Source organism: Nocardioides sp. (genome assembly GCF_041913365.1).
GTDB lineage: Bacteria > Actinomycetota > Actinomycetes > Propionibacteriales > Nocardioidaceae > Nocardioides.
In genome coordinates, this window is record NZ_JAYSFM010000003.1 from 227,874 (window position 1) to 240,662 (window position 12,789).

The window sequence follows — 12,789 nt, forward strand, 5'->3', positions numbered from 1 at the left end:
TCAGCAGACCGGCCTGCTGGCCGATCAGGCAACCGCTACCCACCCCGTTCCGTCCTGCCTCGCCCCCGCCTGGAGTCGTCATGCCACGCCCCTCACCGGGCCGCACGCCGTGGTCCCGCCTCGCCGCCCTCGTGCTCGTCCTCGTCCTGCCGCTGTCCGCCACCGCCTGCTCGTCGGGCTCGGACCCGGAGGCCGCGCCCGAGCGGCTCAGCCGCGGTGACAGCCAGGTGGCGCTGGCCTCGCACCCGGTGCAGACGAAGACCAAGATCCACCGTGTCTACGGCCGGCTCCCCGACGCGCGGCGCAAGGCCGTCCGTCGTCAGGTGGGCCAGGTCGTCGACCGCTGGTGGGAGGCCGCCTACCTCGGCGGCACCTACCCGCGCAGCAGCTTCCCGTCGGCCTTCCCCGGCTTCACCCGGGGCGCGGAGCGTCGGGCCCGCATCGACAAGGCGCTGCTGACCAACCAGACCGGCGGCCGCCGCATCGACGCCGTCGAGGCCCGGCACCGGTCGGTCTCCCTCGACATCCTCGCCACCCGCAAGCAGGCGCGGTCGGTGACGGCGCACGTCCTGCTCCGTTTCGACACCCGTGGCGACAAGACCGGCACCACGGTGGTGCGCGGACGCCTCTTCCTGGTCCGCAAGCGCGGGGCGTGGCGCGTCTTCGGCTACGACATCTCGAAGGGAGCGCAGCGATGAGCGAGCACACCACCCCCCGCGAGGTCGTACGCCGTGCGCGCCGCGCCGTGAAGGCGGTCGCCCTGGCCGGCGTCCTCGCCGTCACCGCGCTCGTCGTGCCCCAGTCGGCCGTCCAGTCGACCGAGGTCAGCCTGGTCAAGATCCGCCACGCGCAGGGCGTGTCGGTGGGCGACGACGTGGTCTGGATCCTGGCCGTCGGCTCCGACGCCCGACCGGGGCAGGACATGACCCGGGCACGGGGCGACGCCCTGCAGCTGGTCGGGATCAACACCCGCACCGGCTCGGCCACCGCGATCGGCGTGCCCCGCGACTCGTGGGTCGGCATCCCCGGCCACGGCCGCGAGAAGATCAACTCGGCGCTCTACTTCGCCGGGCCGCGCGGCATGGCCGGCGCGATGCGCAACCTCATCGGCATCGAGCCCGACTACGTGATGGTCACGCGCTTCCCGTTCTTCGAGGACATGGTCGACGACATCGGCGGCATCACCGTCACCAACCCGCGCCGCTTCTACGACCCCTACCTGAAGAAGGAAGGGTTCCGGAAGGGCCGGATCCACCTCGGCGGCTACGACGCGATGGCGTTCTCGCGGATCCGCAAGGGCCTGGCGGGCGGCGATTTCGACCGCTCGGCCAACCAGCAGCGCACCCTGCGCGGCATCCACGCCCGGATCCGCGCGCAGGCCGACAAGCCGGGCTTCATCGAGCGCGGCGTGATGACGGTGATGGCGCACATGGCCACCAACGCCGACCCCGGCGAGCTCTACGAGCTCGCGCAGGCCGTCGCCCAGGTCGACCCGCGCCGGATCACCACGTGCGTCGTGCGCGGCCGGGTGGGCTTCGTCGGCGCCGCCAGCGTGGTCTTCCCCGACGTCGCCCAGGCCCGGCGACTGGGCCGCGACGCCCGCTCGGACGCCACGCTGCGGCGCTGCTGACCGACCCCCGGGACGACGCGACGCCGAGTCGAACCCCATGGCCGACTCGGCGTCGCTGACGGTGAGCGTACTCAGGGCACGCCTCGGAGCGCGTCAGTGCGGGTAGATGCGGCCCGCCGTGCGCGCGAGGTCGATCACGACCGCCTCGGAGTAGAGGGTGATCCGCAGGGCGATCACCTGCGAGCCGCGGTAGCCCGTGTCGACCAGCTGGCGCTGGATCTCCCCGACCCCGTTGGGCAGCTCGACGACACCACCGGGCTCGGGCACCTGGATCGCCTGGCCCGCCACCGTGATGGAGCCGACCGACGTCGAGACCCTCGAGCGGACCCGCTTCCCGGTCTTCTGGCGCATCGCCGCGCGTGAGGACACGTCGGTGATCACGAGCTGGGCGGTGGGGACCGAGAAGGAGCCGATGGCGGTGCGCGACCAGCCCTTGGCGACCGACTTCTTGCGGAACTGGTCGCCGTGCACCTGGTAGACCACCCCGTCGAGGGTCACCGGCACGGGCAGGAGCTGGCTGGCGTGCGGGACCTTGTAGGTCTGCGTGCGGCCGCGCGAGCCCTGGCAGGGCAGGGCCTTGTGCTCGACGTTGCCGAACTTCAGCGCCCCCTCGAGCGCCTGGTAGTCCATCGCGGTGCCGCCGGACCGGAAGACGCCCACCGGGGCCGGGCCGCCCATGCGCACCCGGGCGGTGCCGAGCTCGACGAGCTGGCGACGGTCGCCGGCGGTGACCTCGATCCGCAGGGCTGACGCCTGTGACTGGGCGTTGCCGCTGTTGGCACGACCGTTCTTGTAGCCGAGGGCGATGCTGCCCAGACCGGGGATCTGGATCGGCTTGGTCACGTCGCTCAGCACCTGGAACACCTGCTGAGCCGCCTGCTGGGTGCCCGTGAACACCGTGTCGGTGACCTGGTCGAGCGGGGCGAGCAGCTGCTGGAGCTCCGGGGGCAGCTGCTGGACCACGGTGTTGTCCAGCAGCTCGAGGGAGATGCTGGCGAAGGTGAAGCCCTCCTCGTGGCCGTAGCCCTGCGGGGTGTTGAACGCGTGGGCGGTGGTCTGCAGGCCCTTGATGACGAGCTTCGGCGTGGTCAGCGGGCCGACCGTGCCGCCGATGCTGATGTCGCCGATCGTGCTGGTCCCGCGTACGCCGTGGGTGCTGCCGTCGGTGTAGGTCTCGGTGCGGCTGGTGCTGGCCGAGACGTGGATGAGCGGGTTGTCCGGCACCGACACCGTGGACTGCTGCTCGACGATCTTGCCGACGGCCCGGGTGCACAGCTGCTGCGCGTGGGCGTCCTTGAGGTTGAGCGCCTCGACGCTGTCCGTCACGAGCTTCACGCCGTAGACGTCGCCGCGGTAGCCGTAGTCGGTCAGCTGGTCCTGCCCCCGCTGCTGGGCGCTGCCGGCCGCCTGCGCGGGCGCGGTGAGCGCGGCGGTGAGCGCCAGCCCTGCGGCCAGGGCGAGGCTGGTCGCCGCCGTCGTCCGGCGCGTGGTGCTGCGTTGCATGGGTTCCCCTCCCGAGGTCGTGGGGAGCCGACCAGGGGCCGATCCCCTCAGACCGGCGCGTGCTCCCTCGCCCGCTCAACGAGACGGTCGCCACAGGGTTACGTGCCAGTAGCAGCGTCCGGGCCCCGGAAATGACGGATGGACCCCCGCTCGTCGGAGTGGGAGTCCATCGGTGTGCGCCTCCGGCAGGATTCGAACCTGCGGCACCTGGTACCGGAAACCAGTGCTCTATCCCCTGAGCTACGGAGGCGTGCCCCGTCCCCGACGGTGCCGGGGCCAGTGCGCGGTGAAGACTACCGGTCGCACGACGCGGTCGTGAAACCGCCCGAGGTTCAGCGCAGGGCGAGCGATCCCGAGGTGGCGGCCGGGAAGGGGAGTGCCTCGTGCTCGGCCACGCGGGCGTCGAGCTTCGCGGCCACCTCCTCGGGCCACGGAGCGGTCAGTCGGGTCGAGAGGTCGATGTGCAGGAAGATCTCCTCGACCACGCACGCGACGGTCTGCTTGGTCTCGTCGAGCAGGTAGACCAGGGCGTGCGCGGCCCGGTCGGAGCGGCCCAGCAGCCGTACCCGTGCCGACATCGCGTCGCCGGTGCGCAGCTCGCTGAGGTAGGTGACGTGGTGCTCGGCGGTGAAGCAGGCATGCCCGTCGGTGAGCGGCCACATCTGCGGGATCCCGACCTCGACCAGGGACTCGTCGAGGCCCTCGCTCGCGATGCCGATGTAGTGGCGGACGTTGAGGTGGCCGTTGATGTCCTCGAAGGGCATCGGCACGGGCTGCTCGACGTAGGCGGGGAGGTCGATGAGCTGGTCGTAGGTGGGGTGCGTCGTCACAGGCAGGACCTTAAGGGCTGCCCGCACCGGCAACCACGGCGTGAAACCGGTTCGGGCCGGACGGCGGGCCGCCGATAGGCTTGCCCGGTGAATCCCGAGCAGCTCTCCGAGACCATCGTCGATGCGCTGACGGCCCTCGTGGCCGACGGTGCGATCACGCTGCCTGACGGCGTGCCGACCCAGGTCACGGTCGAGCGACCCCGGCAGAAGGGGCACGGCGACTACGCCACCAACGTCGCGCTCCAGCTCGCCAAGAAGGCGGGGACGAACCCGCGTGCCTTCGCCGACCTCGTCGCCGAGCGGCTGCGCGCCACCGACGGCATCTCCGACGTCGAGGTCGCCGGTCCCGGCTTCCTCAACGTGACGGTCGAGGCCGGCGCGCAGGGCCAGGTCGCGGCCGACGTCGTCGCGGCGGGCGCGGCGTACGGCCGGTCGCAGGACATGGCGGGCCACGCGATCAACATCGAGTTCATCTCCGCCAACCCGACCGGCCCGCTGCACCTCGGCCACACGCGGTGGGCGGTGCTCGGCGACGCGATCGCCCGGGTGCTCGAGGCCGCCGGGGCGAAGGTGGCGCGGGAGTTCTACATCAACGACCGCGGCAACCAGATGAACCTCTTCGGCGCCTCGATCGAGGCCGCCGCGCTGGGCAACCCGGTCCCCGAGGACGGCTACCGGGGCGACTACGTCGCCGACCTCGCGGCCGAGGTCGTCCAGCAGCAGCCGGGCATCCTCGACCTGCCCGCCGACGAGCGGCTCGTCGCGTTCCGCGAGGCGGGCTACGCGATCCAGCTCAAGCAGCAGCAGGACCAGCTCGACGGCTTCAACACCCACTTCGACGTCTGGTTCTCCGAGCGCGACCTGCACGCCGACGAGTCCCACGGCTCGGTGGCCGACACGCTGCGCAGCCTCAAGGACAACGGTCACCTCTTCGAGGCCGACGGTGCCCTCTGGATGCGCACCACCGACTTCGGTGACGACAAGGACCGGGTCCTGATCCGGTCCAACGGCGAGCTCACCTACTTCGCCTCCGACACTGCGTACTACCTCAACAAGCGGGCGCGGGGCTTCGACCACTGCATCTACCTGCTCGGCGCCGACCACCACGGCTACGTCGGGCGGCTGCGGGCGATGGCAGCCTGTGTCGGTGACGACCCGGCGCTCACGCTCGACGTGATGATCGGCCAGCTGGTCAAGATCATGCAGGGCGGTGAGGAGCTGCGGCTGTCCAAGCGCGCCGGCACGATCGTCACCCTCGACGAGCTGGTCGACCAGATCGGCGTCGACGCGCTGCGCTACTCGCTCGCCCGCTACCCCGCCGACAGCCCGCTCACCCTCGACGTCGCCGAGATCACCAAGGCGTCGAGCGACAACCCGGTCTACTACGTCCAGTACGCCCACGCCCGCACCTGCCGGATGATCGGCAACGCGACCGACCTCGGCATGTCGCTGCCGGGCGAGGCCTTCGACCCGTCGCTGCTCAGCCACGACCGCGACGGCGAGCTGCTGCGCGCGCTGGCCGACTACCCGCGCGTGGTGGCCAGCGCCGCCGAGCTGCGCGAGCCGCACCGCGTGGCCCGCTATCTCGAGGACACGGCGTCGGTCTTCAACAAGTGGTACGACACCAAGGAGTGCCGCATGCTGCCGATGGGCGACGAGCCGGTCACCCCGACCAACGAGGCGCGTCTCGTCCTCGTCCACGCGACGCGGACGGTCATCGCCAACGGCCTCGACCTGCTCGGGGTCACCGCTCCCGAGAGGATGTGATCGGGCGTGCCGACCGCACACCCGTCCGGCTGGGCGCACGCGGACGGTGCGCTGCGAGGCCCCCACTGGCTGCGTGAGCCCGCCGACCCCAACGCGCTGGTCGACCACCTCTGGTCGCGCACGACCACCAAGACCGACGGCGTGCTGGCCGTCGGGGGAGTGCCGCTGCCCGAGCTGGTCCGCGAGCACGGCTCGCCGGCGTACGTCCTGGACGAGGACGACTTCCGCGCCCGAGCCCGGGCGTTCCGCGACGCGTTCGCCGACTACGACGTCTTCTACGCGGGCAAGGCGTTCCTCTGCACGACCGTCGCCCGCTGGCTGGCGGAGGAGGGGCTCTCGCTCGACGTGTGCTCCGGCGGCGAGCTGTCCGTGGCCGAGCGGGCCGGCTTCCCGATGGAGCGGGTCGGCTTCCACGGCAACAACAAGACGCTCCGCGAGCTCGAGCGCGCCGTCGAGCTCGGCGTGGGGCGGGTCATCGTCGACTCGTTCCACGAGATCGAGCGGCTGGCCGAGGTGGTTTCGAGGCTCGCTGGCGCTCGCACCTCAACCACCGAGGGCATCGGGGTCATGGTGCGGGTGACCGCCGGGGTCGAGGCCCACACGCACGAGTACATCGCCACGGCCCACGAGGACCAGAAGTTCGGCTTCTCGATCGCCAGCGGCGACGCGCTCGACGCCGTACGCCGCGTGCACGAGGCACCGGGGCTGCGCCTGCTGGGCCTGCACTCCCACATCGGCAGCCAGATCTTCGACACCTCCGGCTTCGAGGTGGCCGCCCGCCGCGTGCTGGCCCTGCACGCCACGGTGAGCGAGGAGGTCGGCGTCGAGATGCCCGAGATGGACCTCGGCGGCGGCTTCGGCATCGCCTACACCACCCAGGACGACCCGGCCGACCCCTCGCAGCTGGCCACCGAGATGACCAAGATCGTCGAGCACGAGTGCCGCGCCCTCGGCGTCGCCGAGCCCCGGCTGTCCATCGAGCCCGGCCGCGCCATCGTCGGACCGGCGATGTGCACGGTCTACGAGGTCGGCACGGTCAAGGAGGTCGCCCTCGACGGCGGCGCGCGCCGCTCCTACGTCTCCGTCGACGGCGGGATGAGCGACAACATCCGCACCGCCCTCTACGACGCCGACTACTCCGCCACCCTGGCGTCCCGCTCCTCGGCCGCCGCGCCCGCGCTGGCCCGCGTGGTCGGCAAGCACTGCGAGGCCGGCGACATCGTGGTGAAGGACGAGTTCCTGCCCGGCGACGTGCGTCCCGGCGACCTCGTCGCGGTCCCCGGCACCGGTGCCTACTGCAGATCCATGGCGTCCAACTACAACCACGCCCTGCGTCCTCCGGTGATCGGAGTTCGGGACGGGAAGACTTTCACCGTCCTGCGCAGGGAGACTGAGGCCGACCTGTTGGCGACCGATGTGGGTGTGTTCGATGAGTGAGGGTGACAAGCGGCTCCGCGTGGCGGTGCTCGGCTGCGGTGCGGTCGGCTCCCAGGTGGTGCGGCTGCTGACCGAGCAGCACGACGACCTCGCGGCCCGGGTGGGCGTGCCCGTTGAGCTGGTCGGGGTCGCCGTACGCCGCCTCGACGCGCCGCGCGAGGTCGAAGTGGCCGACGGACTGCTGACCACCGACGCCGCCGGGCTGGTGGCGCGCGACGACGTCGACCTGGTCGTCGAGGTGATCGGCGGCATCGAGCCCGCGCGGTCGCTGATCCTCTCCGCGCTGGAGAACGGCGCGAGCGTCGTCACGGCCAACAAGGCGCTGCTCGCCGAGGACGGCCCCACCCTCTTCGAGGCGGCCGCCAAGGCCGAGCGCGACCTCTACTACGAGGCGGCCGTGGCCGGCGCGATCCCGATCCTGCGGCCGCTGCGCGAGTCGCTGGCCGGTGACAAGGTCACCCGGGTCCTTGGCATCGTCAACGGCACGACCAACTTCATCCTCGACAAGATGGACACCTCCGGCGCCGGCTTCTCCGAGGCGCTCGAGGAGGCCCAGGAGCTCGGCTACGCCGAGGCAGACCCGACCGCCGACGTCGAGGGCTTCGACGCCGCCGCGAAGGCCGCGATCCTCGCCAGCCTGGCGTTCCACTCGCGCGTGACCGCCTCCGACGTCTACCGCGAGGGCATCTCCGAGGTCACCGCGGCCGACGTCGCCAGCGCCCGCGACATGGGCTCGGTGGTCAAGCTGCTCGCCATCTGCGAGCTGCGCGGCGACCAGGTCGCCGCCCGCGTGCACCCCGCGATGATCCCGCGGTCGCACCCGCTCGCCAGCGTGCGCGAGGCCTACAACGCGGTGTTCGTGGAGTCCGAGGCCGCCGGCCAGCTGATGTTCTACGGCCCCGGTGCCGGCGGCGCGCCCACGGCCAGCGCCGTGCTCGGCGACCTCGTCACGGTCGCGCGCAACCGGCTCGCCGAGACCCGCGGCGCGGGGGAGTCGGCCTACGCCGACCGCGCGGTGCAGCCGATGGGGGAGACCCGCACCCGCTACCACGTCGCGATCGACGTCGACGACCGCGCTGGCGTGCTGGCGGCGGTGGCCAACGCCTTCGCCGACCACGACGTCTCCATCCAGACCGTCCGCCAGGAGGGCCGCGGCGCCGACGCGCAGCTCGTGGTCGTCTCGCACGCGGCTCCCGACGCCGCGCTCAGCGCCACCGTGCAGCAGCTGCGGGACATGGACATCGTCCGCGAGGTCACCTCGGTGATGCGGGTCGAGGGAGGCGACGAATGAGCACCCGGACGGCCAGGACCCACCAGTGGCGCGGCGTGATCCAGGAGTACCGCGACCTGCTCGACCTGCCCGACGGCATCGCGGCGGTCACCCTGCGTGAGGGCGGCACCCCGCTCGTGCACTCAGAGTGGCTCTCCGGCGTGACCGGCGCCGAGGTGTGGCTCAAGGTCGAGGGCGACAACCCGACCGGCTCCTTCAAGGACCGCGGCATGACCGCGGCCATCTCCCACGCCCGGCACCTCGGCGCGCAGGCCGTGGTGTGCGCCTCGACCGGCAACACGTCCGCGTCGATGGCGGCGTACGCCGCGAAGGCTGGCCTCAAGCCGCTCGTCCTCATCCCCGAGGGCAAGATCGCGGCCGGCAAGCTCGCCCAGGCGGTCGTGCACGGCGCGCAGGTGATCATGGTGCGCGGCAACTTCGACGACTGCCTCGCGATGGCCATCGGGCTGTCCAAGGACTATCCCGTCGAGCTGGTGAACTCGGTCAACCCGGTCCGCCTCCAGGGCCAGAAGACCGCGTCCTTCGAGATCGTCGACTTCCTCGGCGACGCCCCCGACTTCCACCTGCTGCCGGTGGGCAACGCCGGCAACATCTCGGCGTACTGGCTCGGCTACCAGCAGTACGCCGAGCTCGGCCTGGCCACGAAGCGGCCCCGGATGCGCGGCTTCCAGGCCGAGGGCGCGGCGCCGCTCGTGACCGGCGAGCCGTTCCCGCACCCCGAGACCAAGGCCACCGCGATCCGCGTCGGCAACCCGGCCTCCTGGCACCTCGCCGAGCAGGCGGCCAAGGAGTCCGAGGGCGGCTTCGCGGCGCTCTCCGACGCGCAGATCCTCGCCGCCCAGCTCGAGCTGGCCCGCCACGACGGCGTCTTCGTCGAGCCCGCCTCCGCGGCGGGTGTCGCCGGCCTGCTGGCCGCGGTCGCGGGCGGGGAGTCCTTCGCCGGCTCGACCGTGGCGATCACGGTGACCGGCCACGGGCTCAAGGACACCGCGACGGCGCTGGAGTCGTGCGGCGACATCGTCGACACGGTCGTGGACGCCGACGTGGACGCGGCCGCGGCCGCCGCCGGACTCGCCTGATGCCCCAGTTCGTCGACGGCCCGGTGCGGGTCACGGTCCCGGCGACCTCGGCCAACCTCGGGCCCGGCTTCGACTCGCTCGGCCTGGCCCTCTCGCTGCGCGACGAGCTCGAGGCCGAGGTGCTCCCCGAGGGCCTCGTCGTCGAGGTCGAGGGTGCCGGCGCCGACGGCGTCCCCCGCGACGAGTCGCACCTCGTGGTGCGGGCGATGCGCGCGGCCTTCGAGCTGATGGGGGCGCAGCCGCCCGGGCTCCGGCTCTCCTGCCACAACGTCATCCCGCACGCCCGCGGCCTCGGCTCGTCGTCGGCGGCGATCGTCGCCGGCGTGGTGCTGGCCCGCGGGCTGGTGGCCGGGGGGCAGCTGCTCGCCTCCGACGAGGCGCTCTTCGACCTCGCCGCCGACCTCGAGGGCCACCCCGACAACGTTGCTCCTGCCTTCTACGGCGGATTCGTCGTCTCCGGGCGCGAGGCCGACCACTGGTACGCCGTTCGCGTCGGGGTCGACCCGCGGATCACCGCCGTCGCGTTCGTGCCGCCGACCGGCGTCGAGACCAAGGTCGCGCGCGGGCTGCTGCCGCAGACCGTCCCGCACGCCGACGCAGCCGCCAACTCGGGCCGGGCCGCGCTCCTCGTGGCCGCCCTCGCCGGGCAGCCCGAGCACCTGCTGGCCGCCACCCGCGACTGGCTGCACCAGGACCAGCGCGAGCCCGCGATGCCCGAGACGCTGGCGCTCGTACGCCGCCTCCGCGCGGACGGCGTACCGGCCGTGGTGTCCGGTGCCGGGCCGACGGTGCTGGCCTTCGGCTCCACCGACACCTCCTCGCTGACCGCCCGCTGCCCCGACGGCTGGGCGTGCCACGACCTGGTGGTCGAGCCCGCGGGCGCGCTGATCGTCTGACCCGACGGGAGGGGATCGGCGGCGTCGGGCCGTCCGCGGACGGGGACCCTGCTAACCTGAGCGCGCGCCGTTCGGCGCACTCGCCCGGCCGGTTGCCGGCCCGCCCGTCCTCGGGCGCCTCGGGCGACACACCTTCCGCCTCGGTGGCCGCGTGACCGGTCCCGCAGGCGACGCAACGTGCGAAGGATCCACGTGACCGAGACTCCCTCTGCCACCGCGGAGAACGCTGCCCCCGAGGCAGCCGAGACCACCCGGCCCGCGAAGAAGGCCGCGTCGAAGTCGGGCGGCCTCAGCTCGATGCTGCTCGCCGACCTCAAGTCGATGGCCGGTGGCCTCGGCATCGCCGGAGCAGGCTCGATGAAGAAGGCGCAGCTCGTCGACGCGATCAAGGCGGCCCAGTCGGGCGCCGGTGCGAAGGCCGAGCAGGCGCCGGCGCAGGCCCCCGCCGAGCCCGCCGCCGAGACGCGTTCCGATGAGGCCCGTTCCGCTGAGCCGGCCGCGCAGACGACGGTGCGCACCCGCACCCGCAAGCAGCGCCAGGCCGAGCGGGCCGAGCAGTCCGCCGACCAGGCCGAGCCGACGCCGCAGGACGGCCAGACGCAGGGCCAGAAGCCGGACGGTCAGAAGCGGGACCAGAAGCAGGACCAGAAGCAGGGTGGCCAGAAGCAGGGCCAGGGCCAGAAGAACGAGGCCCGGGACGACCAGAAGTCCGACCAGAACGAGCAGAAGCAGGGCCAGCAGAAGCAGGCCAACCAGAACAAGCAGCAGAACCAGCAGCAGGGCCAGCAGCAGGGCCAGCACCCTGACGACGACGAGGACGGCGAGGGCGGCAGCCGCCGCAACCGTCGCCGCCGCGGCCGGGACCGGACCACGGCCCGGACCGGTGGCCGCAACGAGCCCGACACCACGATCCTCGAGGACGACGTCCTGGTGCCCGCCGCGGGCATCCTCGACGTGCTCGACAACTGCGCGTTCGTGCGGACCTCGGGCTACCTGCCCGGCCCCGAGGACGTCTACCTGTCCCTGTCGATGGTCCGGAAGTACCACCTGCGCCGCGGCGACGCGGTCGTCGGCCAGGTACGCCAGCCACGCGAGGGCGAGCGCCGCGAGAAGTTCAACCCGATGGTCCGCATCGACAGCGTCAACGGGACCGAGGCCGAGGGCGCCAAGGAGCGCCCGGACTTCGCCGACGCGGTCCCGGTGCACCCGCACCAGCGGCTCCGGCTGGCCACCGACGACGCCAACCTCACTGGCCGGGTCATCGACGTCGCGGCTCCGGTCGGCAAGGGCCAGCGCGGCCTGGTGCTCACCCCGCCGCGTACGGGCGCGACCTCGCTGCTCCAGTCGGTGGCGCAGTCGATCACGGCCAACAACCCCGAGTGCCACGTGATGGTGGTGCTCGTCGACACCCGCCCCGAGGAGGTCACCGACTTCCAGCGTGCGGTCAAGGGTGAGGTCGTGGCGTCGACGTTCGACCGCCAGCCCGCCGACCACACCCTCGTCGCCGAGCTCGCCATCGAGCGCGCCAAGCGGCTCGTCGAGCTCGGCCACGACGTGGTCGTGCTGCTCGACTCGCTGACCCGCCTCGGCCGCGCCTACAACCTGGCGGCACCGGCCAACGGTCGGGTGCTGGGCGGGGTCGTGGACGCCTCGGCGGTCCACCCGACCAAGGAGTTCTTCGGCGCGGCCCGCACGATCGAGGACGGCGGCTCGCTGACCATCCTCGCCACCGTCACCGTCGGCACGGGATCGGCGACCGACGAGTTCTTCCTGGAAGAGCTCGCCGGCACGGCCAACCTCGAGCTGGTGCTCAGCGCGGAGCGGGCGGCCAAGGGCATCGTCCCGGCGGTCGACGTCGCCGCCTCCGGCACCCGCCATGAGGAGAAGCTGCTCGCCCCGGCCGAGGGCGCGGTCGTCGGCGACCTGCGCAAGCAGCTCGCTGCGGCGGACTCGCAGCAGGCCGTGGTCAAGGTCGTCGGCGGCCGCTGACCGTCGCCGTACCGGGGGGTTCCCAGGAGGGAATCCCCGGATTGGCATCGTTGTTCACACCGGTGGCACACTTGTGCGTCGGTTCCGGTTCACGTCCTACGCGATCCACGCGGGCGACCCGGAGCAATTCGAGAGGACACCCATGAAGAAGGACACTCACCCCGAGTACGTCGAGACCCAGGTCACCTGCACCTGTGGCGCGTCGTTCACCACCCGCAGCACCGCGACCTCCGGCACGATCCACGCCGATGTCTGCTCGCAGTGCCACCCGTTCTACACCGGCAAGCAGAAGATCCTCGACACCGGCGGCCGCGTCGCCCGCTTCGAGGCCCGCTACGCCAAGAAGGCTGCTGACAAGAAGTAGTCC

At 72.4% G+C, this 12,789-nt stretch carries 11 protein-coding genes and 1 tRNA gene; 9 read left to right on the forward strand and 3 right to left on the reverse strand.

The genetic code is table 11. From position 1 onward, the window contains the following. The first annotated feature begins 80 nt into the window (after window positions 1-80). Complete coding sequence (locus ACE3QY_RS09480) at window positions 81-698, forward strand: hypothetical protein (RefSeq protein WP_374455762.1); 618 nt, start codon at window positions 81-83, stop codon at window positions 696-698. After that, window positions 695-1,630, forward strand: coding sequence for an LCP family protein (locus tag ACE3QY_RS09485; protein WP_374455763.1), 936 nt, complete (start codon window positions 695-697; stop codon window positions 1,628-1,630). Before ACE3QY_RS09480 ends, ACE3QY_RS09485 begins: the two co-directional genes overlap by 4 nt. A gap of 93 nt (window positions 1,631-1,723) precedes the next feature. Here ACE3QY_RS09485 and ACE3QY_RS09490 read toward each other — a convergent pair whose 3' ends face one another. From ACE3QY_RS09490 to ACE3QY_RS09500, 3 genes are all read right to left on the reverse strand, one after another. Continuing rightward, entirely contained in the window at window positions 1,724-3,133 is a 1,410-nt protein-coding gene (locus ACE3QY_RS09490; RefSeq protein WP_374455764.1) for a choice-of-anchor P family protein, read from the reverse strand. 177 nt (window positions 3,134-3,310) lie between these two features. Continuing rightward, window positions 3,311-3,383 (reverse strand) — tRNA-Arg (locus ACE3QY_RS09495). Between the two features lie 82 nt (window positions 3,384-3,465). Next, window positions 3,466-3,963 (reverse strand): thioesterase family protein, encoded by a 498-nt coding sequence (locus ACE3QY_RS09500; RefSeq protein ID WP_374455765.1) that lies wholly within the window; start codon window positions 3,961-3,963, stop codon window positions 3,466-3,468. An 87-nt stretch (window positions 3,964-4,050) separates the two neighbouring features. Here ACE3QY_RS09500 and argS point away from each other — a divergent pair, with 87 nt between their 5' ends. The 7 genes from argS to rpmE all read left to right on the forward strand — a co-directional run bounded on the left by argS (window position 4,051) and on the right by rpmE (window position 12,786). Next, on the forward strand, window positions 4,051-5,730 hold the full coding sequence (argS, locus tag ACE3QY_RS09505) for an arginine--tRNA ligase (protein WP_374455766.1): 1,680 nt from the start codon (window positions 4,051-4,053) through the stop codon (window positions 5,728-5,730). A gap of 6 nt (window positions 5,731-5,736) precedes the next feature. Next, the gene (gene lysA / locus ACE3QY_RS09510) at window positions 5,737-7,167 is read left to right on the forward strand and encodes a diaminopimelate decarboxylase (RefSeq protein ID WP_374455767.1); all 1,431 of its coding nucleotides are present in this window, start codon (window positions 5,737-5,739) and stop codon (window positions 7,165-7,167) included. After that, complete coding sequence (locus ACE3QY_RS09515; protein ID WP_374455768.1) at window positions 7,160-8,458, forward strand: homoserine dehydrogenase; 1,299 nt, start codon at window positions 7,160-7,162, stop codon at window positions 8,456-8,458. The genes lysA and ACE3QY_RS09515 overlap by 8 nt, the downstream gene beginning before the upstream one ends. Continuing rightward, entirely contained in the window at window positions 8,455-9,537 is a 1,083-nt protein-coding gene (thrC, locus tag ACE3QY_RS09520) for a threonine synthase (RefSeq protein WP_374455769.1), read from the forward strand. The genes ACE3QY_RS09515 and thrC overlap by 4 nt, the downstream gene beginning before the upstream one ends. Continuing rightward, window positions 9,537-10,433 (forward strand): homoserine kinase, encoded by an 897-nt coding sequence (gene thrB, locus ACE3QY_RS09525; RefSeq protein ID WP_374455770.1) that lies wholly within the window; start codon window positions 9,537-9,539, stop codon window positions 10,431-10,433. Before thrC ends, thrB begins: the two co-directional genes overlap by 1 nt. Before the next feature lie 192 nt (window positions 10,434-10,625). Continuing rightward, a complete protein-coding gene (gene rho, locus ACE3QY_RS09530) occupies window positions 10,626-12,422 on the forward strand; it encodes a transcription termination factor Rho (RefSeq protein WP_374455771.1) in 1,797 nt (598 codons plus the stop codon). A 142-nt stretch (window positions 12,423-12,564) separates the two neighbouring features. Then, window positions 12,565-12,786 (forward strand): 50S ribosomal protein L31, encoded by a 222-nt coding sequence (rpmE, locus tag ACE3QY_RS09535; protein ID WP_311291292.1) that lies wholly within the window; start codon window positions 12,565-12,567, stop codon window positions 12,784-12,786. The last annotated feature ends 3 nt before the right edge of the window (window positions 12,787-12,789 follow it).